The organism is Rivularia sp. UHCC 0363, assembly GCF_034931125.1.
GTDB lineage: Bacteria > Cyanobacteriota > Cyanobacteriia > Cyanobacteriales > Nostocaceae > Rivularia.
Genome location: NZ_JAYGHM010000031.1, coordinates 73,921 through 90,783, shown reverse-complemented (window position 1 = coordinate 90,783; position 16,863 = coordinate 73,921). Strand labels below are relative to the sequence as shown.

The following is a 16,863-nucleotide window of genomic DNA, read 5'->3' as shown; positions in this document are numbered from 1 at the left end:
AACTAACCCGCGCTTAAAAATCTGAGTATTTAGTTAAAATTACGGAAAATTATTACAAATATAGTAAGTAACGCGATTCGCTATACAGAATCGGGAACAATCGAAATTGAATGCAGAACTTTAGATCGAAACAGGTGGGAAATTATAGTTTCAGATACCGGAATTGGTATTTCTGAAGAAGATTTAGTGAATATTCTTAATCATTATTATCGTGCTGATTCTAAAAATGACTCTTGCTTGATAGATGGAACTGGTTTAGGTTTAGCAATTGTTTCACAAACTATTCAACTGATCCAAGGTGAAATTAAAGCCGAGTCTGTATTGGGAAGTGGTTCTAAATTTACTGTTATTGTCCCCTTCAAAGTACAGGATAATTAATTATTAACTATCAATCATCAATTACCAATTACCAATTATCCATACCCAAACATCAAATAAACCCTTCTTTTGCTAAGTTATCTAAAGCATCTTCCGCAGCGGCTTTTTCAGCTTCTTTTTTATTTTTACCTTGACCTTGCCCAAATTTTTTGCGTTCTACAAATACTTCGGAAAGGTATTCTGGAGCGTGAGGTAGACCACCTACTTGAGTAGTCATATAGTCGGGTGGTTCTTGGGTAATGTTACGCTGAACCCAGGCTTGAAACTGATTTTTGGGATCGACTTTAGAACGAGATACAAATATTTTTTCTGGTACAGAATCAAATAGCTTTTCAATAACGCTACGTACTGGTTCAATCTCTGAATTATTATCAAGATAATAAGCCGCGATCGCAGCTTCAAAAGTACTGCTGAGTAAGTTAGGATTTTGATATCCTCCCTCACGAATAGCACCTTTACCCAATCGCATCTTTTTTTCTAAACCAACTTCATAAGCAAACTTCGACAACTGTTTTTCATCGACTAATGCCGAACGTCTGCGGGTTAATTCATCTTCTTCAATATCTGGATAGCGACGGTAAAGATAATCTCCACTTAAATAAGTTAATAAAGCATCACCTAAGAATTCTAAACGTTCGTTATGTTCTCCTTCTAGAGGATTTTCATGCACGTAAGAACGGTGAGTTAGCGCACAACGTAAAAGCGAGCTATTATTAAATTTTTCCTTTTGAATTACTTCATAGAAATTATCTTGTTTTTGCGCTTTTTCTATTTCTATAGATTTAGGAATTAATAAAAGTAAAACTTCTTGCTTATATTGTTCTGCTATCTTGACAACAGAGGCAGATATAGCCTTCAAAAGTCGAGCTATACTATCAACAGCACGATAAGTATCATCTGTAGAAAAACGGGATTGATGCGCCCATTTATTCCGAACTTCAATTAATTCACCCACCAAAGCGCGGTTTTCAAAACTTAGCTTTTTAAATACTGGTTCCCACTGCTTGATTATTACTCTGAGTAAAACAGAAGTATCTTCTGCCAAAACTTCTTCTGGGCTACGTCGAGATTGCTCTTTAGGCATACTAGATACAACTTCATTTAACCAGTTTTCGCCATAAGATTTCTGCATTTCTCTTTGGACATAAGGATATAAACCTTGATTTAAGAGAGTTAGACCTCTACCAACTCGTTCGTGATTGCTAATAGCCATTTTTAGTATTTAAAATTACATATGCATTAGTAATTATTTTATCTAAAGCTACTGATAAAACTTCAAATTTAAGATCGAGTTAGCTTGAATTTGGTTCCTCATCCTAAAACAAGGTAAGCTAGAAAACTAGACTAATTATTATATAAAAAATGGCTGCATCCACTGTTAATTCTGCCCTTACTACCTTTCCCCTAACCGCTGTAGTTGGTCAAGAAGCGATTAAATCAGCTTTACTATTGGCAGCAGTCGATCCCTATTTAGGGGGAGTAGCGATCGCCGGACGTAGAGGAACCGCAAAGTCAGTGATGGCTCGTGCAATTCACGCTTTACTACCACCGATTGAAGTTGTTAAAGATTCTATCAGTAATTGTAATCCCAACAACCCGCAAGAATGGGATGATGATTTATTAAATGCCACTGACATCGAAACCGAAATTATTCCCGCACCATTTTTACAAATCCCCTTGGGAGTCACCGAAGATCGACTTTTAGGTTCGGTAGATGTAGAAAAATCGGTCAAGCAGGGAGAAACAGTATTTCAACCGGGTTTACTAGCCGCAGCCCATCGGGGGGTGCTATATGTAGATGAAATTAATCTTTTAGATGAGCAAATTAGCAATCAACTTTTAAGCGTACTATCCGAAGGACGCAACCAAATCGAACGGGAAGGAATCAGTTTTCAACATCCTTGCAAAGCGTTATTTATCGCTACTTACAATCCCGAAGAAGGAAATTTACGCGAACATTTACTAGATAGAATTGCCATTTCCCTTTCCGCAGACGGTGTTTTAGGTTTAGATGATCGAGTACAAGCAGTAGAGCAAGCGATCGCTTATTCTCGTTCCCCCCAAGAATTTCTCCAGCAGTACAGCGATGATATCGACTCGATCAAAACTCAAATTGTGTTAGCGCGGGAATGGTTGAAAGAAGTTACCATCAGCCAAGAACAAATTAGTTACCTTGTCGAAGAAGCAATTCGCGGTGTAGTGCAGGGACATCGAGCCGAATTATTCGCAGTCCGAGTAGCCAAAGCATCCGCAGCATTAGACGGAAGAGATAAAGTTAATGCCGAAGATTTGCGTCGTGCCGTAGAATTAGTCATAGTACCCCGCGCAACCGTAATTCAATCACCACCAGAAGAAGAGCAACAGCCACCACCACCCCCACCACAACAAAACCAAGAACCAGAAGACGAATCCGAGCAAGAGCAAGAGGAACAGGAAGAGAAAGAAGAACAAGAAGACGAATCCAAGCAAGAACAAGAACCACCAGCAATTCCCGAAGAATTCATCTTCGATCCAGAAGGTGTAATCTTAGATGAAAGCGTGCTTTATTTTGCTCAAATGTCACAGCGCAAAGGTAACTCCGGAAGTCGCGGTTTGATCTTCTCCGACGACAGGGGACGCTATATCAAGCCAATGTTACCCAAAGGAAAAGTTCGTCGCATTGCCGTAGATGCCACATTGCGAGCCGCAGCCCCGTATCAAAAAGCACGGCGGCAAAGAAATCCCGGTAGAAACGTGATCGTAGAACAAGGCGATATTCGTTCTAAACGCTTAGCCAGAAAAGCCGGAGCATTGATCGTATTTGTAGTAGACGCTTCCGGTTCAATGGCACTTAACAGGATGCAGTCAGCCAAAGGAGCGGTAATGCAATTATTAACAGAAGCGTATCAAAACCGCGACCAAGTAGCCTTGATTCCCTTCCGAGGAGAACAAGCCGAAGTAGTATTGCCACCAACTCGTTCCATTACCTTAGCCCGCACCCGCTTAGAAAAAATGCCCTGCGGCGGAGGTTCACCCCTTGCTCATGGCTTAACCCAAGCCGCTCACGTCGGCTTAAACGCCCAAAGAAGCGGAGACATCGGACAAGTAGTGATAGTAGCCATCACCGACGGACGCGGGAATATACCATTATCTCGTTCATTAGGAGAACCCCAAGAACCCGGAGAAAAACCAGATATTAAAGGAGAATTATTAGGAGTAGCCGCCAAAATTCGCGCTTTAGGAATGCAATTGTTAGTAATTGACACCGAAAGCAAATTTGTGTCTACAGGCTTCGCCAAAGAGCTAGCAAAGAACGCTGGAGGCAAATATTATCATTTACCCAAAGCCACAGATAAAGCCATAGCCGCCATGACAAAAGGGGCGATCGCAGATTTGAGAATGTGATATTGGGCATTGGGAATTGATTATTCGTAGGTTGGGTTAGGCGCACGAAGAGTTATAATTTTCAACGCGAAATTTAATTGCGCCGTAACCCAACATTTTATCGAGACAAATTATTGTGATGATATCGTTTTATTCACAATTGTAATGTTGGGTTACGACGCAATCCAAATTAATTCCTTAACCGTTAAAATTTCTCGTGCGTCTAACCCAACCTACCTGCTGCCTAAAGCCACAGATAAAGCCATAGCCGCCATGACAAAAGGTGCGATTAGCGAAGCTAAACGCTAAAAGCGTAACGCAGATTTGAGAATGTGATATTGGGCATTGGGAATTGATTATTCGTAGGTTGGGTTAGGCGCACGAAGAGTTATAATTTTCAACGCGAAATTTAATTGCGCCGTAACCCAACATTTTATCGAGACAAATTATTGTGATGATATCGTTTTATTCACAATTGTAATGTTGGGTTACGACGCAATCCAAATTAATTCCTTAACCGTTAAAATTTCTCGTGCGTCTAACCCAACCTACCTGCTAGAAGACTAAACCAAATAATTCAACTAAAAACAATATTAAACACCCAACGAAACAATGCGCTTCATTTTATAAATATACGTTGGGTAATTTCAGATGAAAAAATATTGATGTTGGGTTACGACGCAATGTAAATTAATGGGTTGATCGTTAAATCTTTTCGTGCGTCTAACCCAACCTACGATTCTGCGGTTTTGTTAAACCCGTAGGTTGCAACATTTGAAGCATTTACTGATTCCGTGCGATCGCCAAAATTTCAGTTCGTAGGTTGGGTTGAGGAACGAAACCCAACAGAACCTAGAAGACTAAACAAAATAATTCAACTTAAAATAATATTAAACATCCAACGAAACAACGCGCTTCATTCAAAAATTTATGTTGGATCATTCATATAAAATCAAAACACTGATGTTGGGTTACGACGCAATATAAATTAATTGGTTAATCTTTAAATCTTATCGTGCGTCTAACCCAACCTACGATTTGTGTATTTTATTCATTCCCCACCCAATCGGGAAATTCTAATTCTACCCCTGCACCCCAATCAATATCATAAATACCTCGTTTAACATCACGATGAAAACTTGAATATTTCCAATCCTTGGGTGCTTTCACATATCCATGTCGCACCGGGTTGTAATGAATATAATCCACATGGTAAATAAAATCTGCTTCATCGCGGATTTGATGTTCCCAAAAACGACGTTGCCAAATTCCTTGTTCTTTTTTGCGCTGCCGCGATGCAGATATTTTTCCTTTATACTTGGGATGACACAGACGACTAAAAGCACCTTTAATCAAACTCCAACGAGTTGAAAAATCATCATTGTTTGGTGGTAAAGTCCAAATACAATGCAAATGTTCGGGTAAAATTACTATTGCGTCGATTGTAAAGGAATATTGCTGCATTACCTGTTTAAATATCTTTCTTAGCAATACAATATTTTCTTGATTACACAAAAATTTGCGGCGATTCTGAGTTACAACCGTGAAAAAGAAGGTACCTCCTTCTATTTTTGCTCTACGGTATTCCATTTATTTGATTAGATAAATAAATACAATTAGTTATTGTGTAGGTTGGGTTGAGGAACGAAACCCAACATAATCTGGAAAACTAAACAAAATAATTCAAATCAAAACAATATTAAACATCCAATGAAACAACTCGCTTCATTTGAAATCAAAATGCTGATGTTGGGTTACGACGCAATTTCAATTAATTCGTTAACCGTTATATATTGCCGTGCGTCTAACCCAACCTACGATTTGTGCAATTTTATATAATACTTGTCTTAAATCAAAATACTTATGTTGGGTTACGACGCAATTTCAATTAATTCGTTAACCGTTAAAATTTCTCGTGCGTCTAACCCAACCTACGATTATACTTACCTTTAACCTTTGACCTTTGACCTTTGACCTGATATCCTAATCCTCAAAAACCGCTCCCCGCGACTGCAACTCAAACTTCATCTGCTCGGAAATACCTGTATTCCATCCAAATCGAGCATTATTAACCGTAGTGTCACAAAAATCGGTATCGGAGAGATTTGCACCTACTAAATGAGCGTTACTAAGATTCGCATTAGTTAAAATAGCATTACTAAGATTGGTACCTAACAAATAAGCATTGCACAGATTCGCTGCTCGCAAATCGGCACCTCGGAGAATACTTCCGCTGAGAATTGCTTCTTGTAAATCGGCATATTGTAAATCGGTACCGCGCAGAATCGCAAGACAGAAATTAGCACCTTTGAGATTTGCACCTCGAAGTATAGCTTCGCTGAGGTTTGCATTGCTAAAATCAAAACCCGACAAATTCTTATTGTTTAGCAAATTCCAATTGAAATCGCTTTCTACTAAATCATCATTTATCAATTGAGCATTATTCAAACGGACATAACTCAAGTCCATACCGCTAAAATCAACACCATTTAGCTCGCTACCCGTAAAATTTCCATCTTCGGTAGCATCACGCTTCTGAATTTTGTTAATATTAGATGCTCTTAATACAAATGGTAGTTGATTGTCAACTGTATTCATTCGAGGATTTTTGTATGAGTGTCTCTAATAGCTTTATCCTCAAGCCATACTAAACCATGATTACTGTAGACAGTTTACTACACTGTCTCAAAGGGAAAGAATTCGTAATTGTTATAGAATGATAACTAAAAAAACCTGAATTGTATTCCTGGCAACAGTTTCAAGCTTTATTAAAACATCTTTAGAAATAAAATAATTACCATTATCGTTATTGCTGTTTGTGGACGGTTATAAAATCGTCACAATAATAATTTTAAGACTGTTACATAGCTAACTTTTATTTATAAAGCTCAAGGAATTTTAGATTTTGGATTATCCCCATGCCCAATCCCCAATCCCCAATGCCCTTTCAACCTTTAAGCATCGCCCCGATGATGGATAGAACCGATCGCCATTATCGATATTTTATGCGCCAAATTACCCGTCGCACTTTGCTTTATACCGAAATGGTGACGAGTCAGGCAATTATGCATGGGGATAAAGAGTATTTATTGGGTTTCTCTCCCGAAGAAAAGCCACTGTCACTGCAAGTAGGGGGCGATAATCCCGCAGATTTGGCGGAATGCGCTCGGATTGCCGAAGGTATGGGTTATGACGAAATCAATTTAAATGTAGGTTGTCCTAGCAGTCGAGTTCAAAGTGGTAATTTTGGTGCTTGTCTAATGGCTCAACCCCAACAGGTAGCCGATTGTGTTGCAGCGATGATTGATGCTACAAAAATTCCCGTTACTGTCAAGCATCGTATCGGTGTTGATGATTTAGATAGTTACGAGGACATGGTAAATTTTGTCAAAGTTGTATCTCAAGCTGGTTGCGATCGCTTCACCGTCCACGCTCGTAAAGCTTGGTTAGAAGGGCTTAGTCCCAAAGAAAACCGCGATGTTCCACCTTTGAGATACGATGACGTGCATCGTTTGAAACAAGATTTTCCCCATTTATTCATTGAAATCAACGGTGGATTTAAAAGTTTAGATCAGGTACAGCAACACTTACAGTCAGTTGATGCCGTAATGATTGGGCGTGCAGCTTACGATAACCCCTACCTTTTCGCTACCGTAGATGCGGGAATTTACGCTGAAGAAAAACCCTCTCTAACCAGACATGAAATAGTACAAAATATGTTTGACTACACAGATAAATGGGCAGCGAAAGGTTTGAAACTAAATAAAATTACCAGACATATGCTGCAACTCTTCGCCGGAAAACCCGGTAGTCGCGCTTGGAAGCAGCATATTACAGAAAATTCATGTCATTTCGGAGTTGGTTCGGAAGTCGTGCGGGAAGCCTTGGCGAAAGTTCCGGGTTAGGGGAAGGGATGTGGGGACAAGGGGATGGGGAGATGGGGGGATGGGGAGATGGGGGGATGGGGAGACAAGAAGACAAAAAGAACTTTAACCTTTGACCTGTGACCTTTGACCTTTAACCTTTGACCTTTGACCTGTGACCTGTGACCTTTGACCTGTGACCTGTGACCTTTAACCTTTGACCTGTGACCTTTGACCTTTAACCTTTAACCTGTGACCTGTGACCCTTTCGCTGGTAACTTAATTATTAATACCCAAGAATTCGTATTTATGAATATCAGCACTGTTTCAACTCAGCCGTTTGACGATCAAAAACCCGGTACTTCTGGGTTACGGAAGAAGGTTAAGGTTTTTCAAAAGCCTAATTATTTGGAAAATTTTGTGCAATCAATTTTTGATAGTCTCGAAGGCTATGAAGGACAAACTTTGGTTGTGGGTGGTGATGGTCGTTTTTACAACCGTGAAGCTATCCAAATTATTCTAAAAATGGCGGCGGCTAATGGTTTTGGACGAGTATTGGTAGGTGAGAACGGTATTTTATCTACTCCTGCTGTTTCCTGCATCATCCGCAAATATAAGGCTTTTGGCGGTATTATTCTTTCTGCTAGTCATAACCCCGCTGGCCCCGATGAAGATTTTGGGATTAAATACAATACCGATAATGGTGGTCCCGCACCGGAAAAGGTCACGGAAGCTATTTACGATCGCACTAAAACCATTGATGCTTACAAGATTTTAGAAGCAGACGATATAAATTTAAGCAAGTTGGGCAGTTTTGAAATCGGTTCGATGACGGTTCAAGTCATTGATTCAGTAGCGGATTATGCCGAGTTGATGCAGTCGCTGTTTGATTTTGACAGCATTCGTCAATTGTTAACTTCGGGTGATTTCCGGATGTGTATGGATTCGTTACACGCTGTAACGGGACCTTACGCTTACGATTTATTTGAACAGCGCTTGGGTGCGCCAGCAGGAACCGTGCGTAACGGTAAGCCTTTGGAAGATTTCGGCGGCGGACATCCAGACCCGAATTTAGTTTATGCTCATGAATTAGTTGAAATTTTATTTGGAGACAACGCTCCTGATTTTGGTGCTGCTTCCGATGGAGATGGCGATCGCAATATGATTTTGGGACGCAATTTCTTTGTAACTCCCAGCGATAGTTTAGCAGTGTTAGCTGCAAATGCGAAGCTGGTACCTGCTTACAGTTCGGGATTGGCTGGTGTAGCGCGATCGATGCCTACTTCTGCGGCTGTGGATCGAGTAGCAGCGGAAATGGGAATTGATTGTTATGAAACTCCTACTGGCTGGAAGTTCTTTGGCAACCTTTTAGATGCGGATAAAGCTACTCTTTGTGGTGAAGAAAGTTTTGGTACTGGTTCCAACCATGTACGGGAAAAAGATGGACTTTGGGCTGTTTTATTTTGGTTGAATATCTTAGCATCTCGCAAGCAGTCAGTTGAAGAAATTGTCAAAGAACATTGGAAAACCTACGGACGCAACTACTACTCAAGACATGATTATGAAGCAGTAGAAACAGATAAAGCCAATACCTTAATGGAAAATCTGCGTTCTTCGTTATCGTCAATGAAGGGCAAGCAATTCGGTAATTATACAGTTGAGTATGCCGATGACTTTAGTTATACAGACCCTGTAGATGGCAGCGTCAGCAACAAGCAGGGAATTAGAATTGGTTTTAGCGACGGTTCCAGGATTGTATTTCGACTTTCCGGTACGGGTACTCAAGGAGCGACTCTGAGAGTTTACTTAGAAAGCTACGAGCCGGATAGTACAAAACACGACCTCGATCCCCAAGAAGGATTGGCAGAATTAATTACCCTAGCCGATGAAATAGCTCAAATTAGAGCCAATACCGGACGAGATGAGCCTACTGTTATTACTTAATTATTAGGTCATTTGGAGGATGGGGAGACAAAAAAGTTAGGAGTTAGGAGTTAGGAGTTAGGAATTATAGAAACATCTGTAGTGGGAGCATCTTGCTCCCTTTTAATTATCCAATTACTAATTACTAATTACCAATTACCAATTACTAATTACCAATTACCAATTACCAATTACCAATTACCAATTACCAATTGCCAATTACCAATGCCCAATTCCCAATTCCCATTTTTATTCAATTTAGCTAAAACCTTTGTTGTCGATGTTGGGGAAGATGTTAAGCGCCGCGTTGTGAGTTTCGTCAGTTGATATATGGCTTCAATATATGACAAATTTCTGAGGCGTAATAAAATTTTCATGGACTAATTGACAGCCATGTTTTAACCGATTAATTTGGCAAGATTTTCCTCATATCATGTTCCGGTAGCTACTACTGCTTGTGGTTGCTGCATTAAATTCATTAAATCGTCAACTCCTTTTTGCAGATACCGCGTTACTGTCATTGGACTAGTACCAATTTTCTTCGCTGCATCTTTGCGGGAGAATTCCTTTAAAAATACTAGTTCTACTGCCATTCGAGGCTTTTCCTCCAACATCCCCATCGCGCCGTGGAGTTGCTGACGTTCTTCTTCTAAGTGTTGCTGAGCGGCTGTATGAGGACAAGGCAATGCTTCACCCAAAGTGATTTGACAATCAACATAGTTAACAACAGTTGCATCTAAACTCAAAGGCATCCGATTTTGCACAGCTAACTTAGTTTCTTGCCATTCTTGTACCGAAACTTTAAGTTCGCGGGCAACTTCCAAATCTTTGGGCTGTCTTCCCAAAACATCCGCTAATTCCTTACGTACCTTTTGCCCTTCATTGTACAGTTCTTGCCAACGACGGGGAATTTTTAATAAAGTACTGCGATCGCGCAAAAAATGCAGCATTTCACCTCGAATATAGGGGACGGCAAATGAACTAAATGCATATCCTTGAGTAGGATCGAAACGTTCAATTGCTCGAATCAAACCGAAGTAACCAATTTGTTCTAAATCTTCATAAGGCTCATTACATTGATGGCTAAATTTATGAGCCATCTTCCGCACTAAACCACTATGCAATTTTACGAGTCTGTTACGAAGTTTAATAGAAGGATTCTGGTGATATAGACATAATAATTCCATACCATCAGACCGAAGAGAGGACTGAATTACTGCCATATAATTTCCTTTAGGGACTCTTTTTCCTGTAAAAAAACTGAGCCGAGTAAAGTTTTATCAAAGCTGTAATTATTTTCCTTGTGAATCCTTTTTCACACCATTCGTTGTTTCACTGAATTTACAAGGTGCCAGACCCCCTAGATACGTATTTGTACGCATTTTTGCTCTCTTCACTATTTAGGTTATATGTCAAGAGAAATAGTTTTTATTCGCTCAAAACATTAACGGTTGCGAGTTTTGAGTTTGTCAATTTGTTCTGTATAAAACTTCTAACTTGTCACGAATCATATAAATTGCGTAAAAATAGGAGAACAAGCAATCTTCTTAATTAAGAATCTGTTGTAAATATGAGTAATACGAGCAATTTCCGAAACGCCATTCGTGATGCGAAAACTCAAGCCCTTATAGGACCTAACGTAATTGCCAACGCGCTTCCTTACGTAGGTGGTGGGTTAATACTTACTGCTTTGGGAACTTATGGTGGACTTGGTGTTATCCGCAATAATCCCCAACTGTTTTTCCCCACCTTTATTGGTGCAGTAATCGTAGAACTAATTTTGTTTTTCGTTGCCCAAAATGTTGCGAGTAAAGGCAATAAGCAAGTTGCATTACCTCTATTAGCAGCCTACAGCCTTCTATCTGGGTATACCCTTAGCGGCTTAGTGTTTTTAGCGCTGAGAACTCAAGGAGTAGGCATTCAAGGCATTGGGATCGCCGCCCTAGGTTGTGGAGTCACCTTTATCGCCGCTCGTCAAATAGGTTCAAACCTTTCTGAATCTGACGGTATGGCTTTAACAAAAACCGTCCGTTTGGGTGTAATCGCCTTAATTGCAGTTATGGTTTTGCAATTGGGACTTTCATTGTTTGGCGTATATACCCCAGGATGGTTGGAAATCGGTATTTCTGGCTTGGGAGTATTTCTGTTCGCCGGTGCTGCAATAGTAGATTTCTACGTATTACCCCGTACCTATCGCGATGACGAATATTTACCCGCTGCTTTATCGATGTACCTTACCTACATCAACTTATTCATCTTCATCTTACGCCTGCTGATTGCCATTAGCGGCGGCGGTAGAGACTAAGACATAGGGTATTGGGGATTGTAGGGTGTGTGACTAGGGTGTTGACTTTGATAGAATTTACCCGTTTTTGGCTCATGCATTAACTGGTTCCCAGCCTCCGGCTGGGAACCCATGACAGTCGGCTCTGCCGACCGTCAAAAGCCAACACAAAAACTGTATGAACTTTTAGCCCAAAAAAAAACCACAGAGTCAACAGCCTAGTGTGTGACGGGTACGATAAATTATCGAACAAAACTAATAGGAATTGATATTGCCGTCACGCACCACCTGTAATTTGTAAATATTCTAATCCATACCCTATGCCCCATGCCCAATGAAATTAAATCAAAAAACCGTCAACTACCTACACTGACACCTTCGGGTACAGTGTAGGCTTGCAAAATACTTAGTTTAACTAGGTTCACGGTATGCAAAGCAAGAGTTGGTTAGGGCCGTACAGATTTGGCAAGGTTATACGTACCAATATTTCCCTAGTTGGTACCTCTATACGGCTTAGTCGTGAATAAGTATCGCTTGCTGAATTGCCCGAAGGGACGAGGTATTACCTCAAATACAAGTTTTCTAGTTCTTGCTTTATCAAGGATAAAAACTAGATCCCGCAAGGGAATCTTTTCCTCCCGACACCAAATCAAAGATTATGGTGTGGGACTCCTTGCTGTTTTAGTTGAAACAGGAAAATTTTGCAGACAATCGCTAGAATCAAAGATGAATATAAAATACACTAAAGATTCTAGAAGCATCAAAGCTGACAATTATAAACAAATATGGACGTTCTAGAACTCAAACGCGAAATCGAAACGCTGTCTAATCGCCTGGGTAAAACTCAGGACTATCTTTGACTTACCCGCAGTTAAAGCTAAAATCCAAGATTTAGAACAGATTGCAGCACAACCGGAATTTTGGGATGACCAAGATCAGGCTCAAGATACGCTGCAAGAACTTAATGACCTCAAATCTTATGTGCAACAGTACCATGATTGGTATTCTAGTTTAGAGGATACTAGGGCAGTTGTTGAACTTTTGGAGTCCGACACTGATGAATCGCTGTTGAGTGAAGCTACATCTAACGTTACCAGTCTTAATCGCGAACTTGACAAATGGGAGTTACAGCAGTTGCTTTCGGGTCCCTACGATGCTAAGGGCGCATTAGTAACTGTTACAGCAGGTGCGGGGGGTACTGATTCTCAAGATTGGGCGGAAATGCTGTTACGAATGTATACCCGCTGGTCAGAAAGTCACGGCTATCAAGTCAAATTGAGTGATGAATCTCGTGGAGATGAAGCTGGGATCAAATCGGCGACATTAGAAGTTACCGGACGTTATGCTTACGGGTATTTGCGATCGGAAATGGGTACCCATCGCTTAGTCAGGATTTCTCCTTTCAACGCTAACGGTAAGCGACAAACCAGTTTTGCAGGCATAGAAGTCATGCCTCAGATAGATGACAATGTACAGCTAGATATTCCCGATAAGGATTTAGAAATTACCACATCTAGAGCCGGTGGTAAAGGTGGACAAAACGTCAACAAAGTAGAAACCGCAGTGCGAATAGTTCACCTACCAACAAATATTGCCGTGCGATGTACCGAAGAGCGATCGCAATTGCAGAACAAAGAAAAAGCTCTTGCTCGTCTCAAAGCAAAGCTATTAGTCGTTGCTCAACAACAACACGCTCAACAAATCGCGGAAATTCGCGGTGATATGGTCGAAGCCTCCTGGGGAAATCAAATCCGCAACTACGTATTCCATCCATATCAAATGGTCAAAGACTTACGTACCAACGTCGAAACAACCGCGATCGCCGACGTAATGAATGGTGAACTAGATCCGTTTATTCAAACTTATCTACGACAGCAAAATCAAGTTATGGAGAATGGGTAATCGGTAATCGGTAGTGGAGACATGGGGAGAAATCCAATTACCAATTAACAATTACCAAATTTCCAGAATATTGCCAAATCGGCACTCCATTTGTCAACAGTTTGTTACATTGATAGAAGAGTTTGTTATTATCTGTTTTTCAACTATTATGAACGACTCTTCTACCAAAGAAGATAAACCCAGCTATACAAAGTTGGCAATGAGGAATATGGTGCAAAAGGGTGGCACCTCGCTACAGCATTTTGCACTGACCACTTTCGGACTGTTGGCTGTTTTGATTGGTCTTGCTTATCTAACTCGTTAACGAGAGGAGATTGAGTGGATAAACGGCTTTCCGTTGAAGTTTATGTGCAGGATTACTTTCAGGAATCTTCTCTGGATGTAGAGAATGATGAAAATATCCGCATTACTGGTGAAAATTGGGAAAATTGGTTTTGTGAATGGGTGAATATGTTGCAATCCGATATTCCCCCAGCCTCAATCTATGAAATTGGGCTGCGTTTGACGGATGACTCGGAAATTCAAACCCTAAATTCTCAGTACCGTCATCAAGATAAACCTACAGATGTTTTAGCTTTTGCGGCTTTGGAAGTAGATTCGCCATACGTTACGGAAATTGATACCGAGAATGAACCTTTGTATCTTGGCGATATCATCGTTTCTATTGATACCGCCAGAAAACAAGCAATACAGCAAAATCATTCTTTGAAAACTGAATTAGCTTGGTTAACATCTCATGGTTTGCTACATCTTATCGGATGGGATCATCCTGATGAAGAAAGTTTGCAAAGAATGATGGAAAAGCAAGTAATGCTACTGAAGACATTGGGTATTGATATTAACATAGAATAGATTCGCCGAACGGCTATTTTAATGCCATACTTCAATTGTGCTTTTAATATATTCCTGTAGAAAATTGTCAAAATATTAATGAACCTTTAAAATTCGAGAAAAATTAAATTTTAATATTACCTCACTCATTATGCCTATGTCCCAGCAAATTTCAACTCCACCAAAACTAAACCGTTTAGAAACAGTTGTGTCTAAACAAAGAGAATTATCTTGGGCTGTTGCCTCCAATCTGTTCGTTAGTTTTAAATATGCCTGGGCTGGAATTACCTACGCTTTTCAAACCCAGCGTAATTTCCGCATCCACGTATCTGTCTGCGCTTTGGCAATTGGCTTAAGCGTTTTTTTACATCTCAAAGCTGTAGAAGTATCGGTAATTACGGTTACTAGCGGCTTAGTTTTAGCTTTAGAGTTGCTCAATACTGCTGTTGAGTCTGTTGTCGATTTGACAGTTGAGCAAAAGTATCACGAATTAGCGAAAATTGCTAAAGACTGTGCAGCTGCTGCGGTGCTAGTTTCAGCTTTAGTAGCAATATTGGTTGCTGTGATGCTTATATTGCCTCCTTTATTTAAGTTAATTTTATCGTTCAAGTAAGTGGCTGGAAAAATTTATCGCTATGTAATTGCGTTAGCTCCCGTAAAGCATTCACATTTTGCTGCATTTAGTCGCAAGGTTTCGAGCATTTTATATTTTCCCGTATTGGGAACACTAAGCCCCACATGACGGTGGTGAACGTTATATAGTTAAGTTTTTTTGAAATAACGTATTTAGTTCCGTAAACGTTGAATAGTTAAAATAATACAATAAGAATAAGCTTGGCATCAGATAAAACTAGGAGTTTAACGCTGTGCTGATAGTCATAGATAATTACGACAGCTTTACCTATAATTTGGTGCAGTATTTGGGAGAATTGGCTGTTGATTTCCCCGTAGCAGAGCAAATTCAGGTGTTTCGCAATGATAAGATATCAATAGAAGAAATTAGAGCATTGAAGCCTGATGGTATAGTGATTTCTCCGGGTCCTGGAAGACCGGAAGATGCGGGAATTTCTTTAAAATTAATTGAAGAGTTAGCACCCAATTACCCTATATTAGGCGTATGTTTGGGACATCAAAGTATAGGTCAAGTATTCGGCGGTAAAATTGTTTCTGCTCCCTATTTGATGCATGGAAAAACTTCTCAAGTTTCTCATACTGGGGTAGGAGTTTTTCGGGGATTGGATAATCCGATGACCGCAACCAGGTATCATAGTTTAATCATAGAGCGAGATACGATTCCGGATGTATTGGAAATCACCGCCTGGGTTGAAGATGGGACAATTATGGGAGTGCAACACAGGAACTTTCCTCACGTAGAAGGTGTCCAGTTTCATCCAGAGAGTATCCTGACTAGTTCGGGAAAGCAATTGCTGCGAAACTTTCTAGAAAAATTACCTTTGAGATAAATGAAACGACGACAATTGATCGGCTACGCTGGAGCGGGGTTAGCAGGTACGTTGTTTGCTAACTTGGGTTCTGGATTACGGGTTAATGCCCAATCTGGTGGTTCGCTATCAATTAAGTGGTTGGGTCATACTAGCTTTTTGTTTTCGGGTAACGGTACGAAAATTTTAGTCAACCCTTTTCGTAGTGTAGGCTGTACTGCTGGCTATCGTCCACCTAATGTTGCGGCAGATTTAGTATTAATTAGCAGTCAGTTGTTGGATGAAGGTGCGGTGGAAGGCTTACCGGGAAAACCCAAGTTAATTTACCAGCCAGGGGTTTACGAGTTTAAAGCAATCAAGATTCAAGGGATTGGTATAGATCACGATCGCGTTGGTGGAAAACGCTTTGGGATAAATACAACTTGGCAATGGAAGCAAGCAGGAATTAATATCCTGCATTTAGGAGGTGCTGCTGCACCTATTTCTTTAGAGCAAAAAATCCTTATGGGTCGTCCTGACGTACTGTTAGTACCTGTAGGGGGTAGCGATAAAGCCTACAATGCGAGTGAAGCCAGACAAGCGATTCAAGTTCTGAATCCAAAGTTAGTGATTCCTACTCATTATCGTACCCAAGCTGCCGATAAGGATAGTTGTGATATTGCACCATTAGATGATTTTCTCACGGTAATGAGCGGGATACAGGTACGTCGTAGCAACAGCGATACGATTAGTGTAACTCCTAACGATTTACCAGAAAATAGCGCAATTCAGGTGTTTAGCTACAAATTTTAAGAATAATTGATAATTTTTGATTTTTGTAGAGCAGGCTTTCGGGTCTGCTTTTTGATTATTGCAATTAATAAAACCTGGTTTTTAT

General features: G+C 40.3%; 17 protein-coding genes and 1 pseudogene. 12 read left to right on the top strand and 6 right to left on the bottom strand.

All coding sequences use genetic code 11. The annotated features are described in order from the left end of the window. Nucleotides 1-48: 48 nt before the first annotated feature. Entirely contained in the window at nt 49-378 is a 330-nt protein-coding gene (locus tag VB797_RS18555; RefSeq protein WP_323239203.1) for an ATP-binding protein, read from the top strand. Nucleotides 379-430: 52 nt separating this feature from the next. Here VB797_RS18555 and rnc read toward each other — a convergent pair whose 3' ends face one another. Both rnc and VB797_RS35010 read right to left on the bottom strand, forming a co-directional pair. Continuing rightward, the gene (gene rnc, locus VB797_RS18550; RefSeq protein ID WP_323239202.1) at nt 431-1,111 is read right to left on the bottom strand and encodes a ribonuclease III; all 681 of its coding nucleotides are present in this window, start codon (nt 1,109-1,111) and stop codon (nt 431-433) included. A 171-nt stretch (nt 1,112-1,282) separates the two neighbouring features. Further along, nucleotides 1,283-1,510, bottom strand: a pseudogene (locus VB797_RS35010) (Swt1 family HEPN domain-containing protein); the annotation flags it as partial. A 230-nt stretch (nt 1,511-1,740) separates the two neighbouring features. Between VB797_RS35010 and bchD the strand changes: the two are divergent. Continuing rightward, complete coding sequence (gene bchD / locus VB797_RS18540; protein WP_323239199.1) at nt 1,741-3,762, top strand: magnesium chelatase ATPase subunit D; 2,022 nt, start codon at nt 1,741-1,743, stop codon at nt 3,760-3,762. 144 nt (nt 3,763-3,906) lie between these two features. Then, entirely contained in the window at nt 3,907-4,050 is a 144-nt protein-coding gene (locus tag VB797_RS18535; protein WP_323239198.1) for a hypothetical protein, read from the top strand. Nucleotides 4,051-4,788: 738 nt separating this feature from the next. On the opposite strand, the gene VB797_RS18530 is transcribed toward VB797_RS18535, so the two are convergent. After that, nucleotides 4,789-5,331, bottom strand: a complete 543-nt coding sequence (locus VB797_RS18530; RefSeq protein WP_323239197.1) for an REP-associated tyrosine transposase — start codon at nt 5,329-5,331, stop codon at nt 4,789-4,791. A 393-nt stretch (nt 5,332-5,724) separates the two neighbouring features. Continuing rightward, a complete protein-coding gene (locus VB797_RS18525) occupies nt 5,725-6,339 on the bottom strand; it encodes a pentapeptide repeat-containing protein (RefSeq protein WP_323239196.1) in 615 nt (204 codons plus the stop codon). Between the two features lie 320 nt (nt 6,340-6,659). On the opposite strand from VB797_RS18525, the gene dusA reads away from it, so the two are divergent. Together dusA and VB797_RS18515 are read left to right on the top strand one after the other, a co-directional pair. Further along, on the top strand, nt 6,660-7,646 hold the full coding sequence (dusA, locus tag VB797_RS18520; RefSeq protein WP_323239195.1) for a tRNA dihydrouridine(20/20a) synthase DusA: 987 nt from the start codon (nt 6,660-6,662) through the stop codon (nt 7,644-7,646). Between the two features lie 267 nt (nt 7,647-7,913). Next, entirely contained in the window at nt 7,914-9,548 is a 1,635-nt protein-coding gene (locus tag VB797_RS18515) for an alpha-D-glucose phosphate-specific phosphoglucomutase (RefSeq protein ID WP_323239194.1), read from the top strand. A gap of 170 nt (nt 9,549-9,718) precedes the next feature. Here the strand turns inward: VB797_RS18515 and VB797_RS18510 are convergent, their stop codons facing one another. Together VB797_RS18510 and VB797_RS18505 are read right to left on the bottom strand one after the other, a co-directional pair. After that, the gene (locus VB797_RS18510; protein ID WP_323239193.1) at nt 9,719-9,904 is read right to left on the bottom strand and encodes a hypothetical protein; all 186 of its coding nucleotides are present in this window, start codon (nt 9,902-9,904) and stop codon (nt 9,719-9,721) included. 54 nt (nt 9,905-9,958) lie between these two features. Then, on the bottom strand, nt 9,959-10,750 hold the full coding sequence (locus VB797_RS18505; protein WP_323239192.1) for an RNA polymerase sigma factor SigF: 792 nt from the start codon (nt 10,748-10,750) through the stop codon (nt 9,959-9,961). A gap of 347 nt (nt 10,751-11,097) precedes the next feature. On the opposite strand from VB797_RS18505, the gene VB797_RS18500 reads away from it, so the two are divergent. The 7 genes from VB797_RS18500 to VB797_RS18470 all read left to right on the top strand — a co-directional run bounded on the left by VB797_RS18500 (nt 11,098) and on the right by VB797_RS18470 (nt 16,778). After that, nucleotides 11,098-11,832 carry a Bax inhibitor-1 family protein gene (locus VB797_RS18500; protein ID WP_323239191.1) on the top strand — a complete coding sequence of 245 codons (735 nt, stop codon included), beginning with the start codon at nt 11,098-11,100 and terminating at the stop codon, nt 11,830-11,832. A 764-nt stretch (nt 11,833-12,596) separates the two neighbouring features. Next, nucleotides 12,597-13,713 (top strand): peptide chain release factor 2 gene (gene prfB, locus VB797_RS18495; RefSeq protein WP_323239190.1). Its coding sequence is split into 2 segments (ribosomal slippage): nt 12,597-12,668 and nt 12,670-13,713, totalling 1,116 coding nucleotides; the frame shifts between segments, so codons are not numbered across the junction. Nucleotides 13,714-13,861: 148 nt separating this feature from the next. Further along, nucleotides 13,862-14,017: a DUF3285 domain-containing protein gene (locus VB797_RS18490; RefSeq protein ID WP_323239189.1), complete on the top strand. Its 156-nt coding sequence runs from the start codon at nt 13,862-13,864 to the stop codon at nt 14,015-14,017. A gap of 14 nt (nt 14,018-14,031) precedes the next feature. After that, nucleotides 14,032-14,565: an rRNA maturation RNase YbeY gene (gene ybeY / locus VB797_RS18485; RefSeq protein ID WP_323239188.1), complete on the top strand. Its 534-nt coding sequence runs from the start codon at nt 14,032-14,034 to the stop codon at nt 14,563-14,565. A gap of 136 nt (nt 14,566-14,701) precedes the next feature. After that, nucleotides 14,702-15,157: a diacylglycerol kinase family protein gene (locus VB797_RS18480; RefSeq protein ID WP_323239187.1), complete on the top strand. Its 456-nt coding sequence runs from the start codon at nt 14,702-14,704 to the stop codon at nt 15,155-15,157. 253 nt (nt 15,158-15,410) lie between these two features. Further along, nucleotides 15,411-16,007, top strand: a complete 597-nt coding sequence (locus VB797_RS18475) for an aminodeoxychorismate/anthranilate synthase component II (protein ID WP_323239186.1) — start codon at nt 15,411-15,413, stop codon at nt 16,005-16,007. Beyond that, on the top strand, nt 16,008-16,778 hold the full coding sequence (locus VB797_RS18470) for an MBL fold metallo-hydrolase (RefSeq protein ID WP_323239185.1): 771 nt from the start codon (nt 16,008-16,010) through the stop codon (nt 16,776-16,778). The last annotated feature ends 85 nt before the right edge of the window (nt 16,779-16,863 follow it).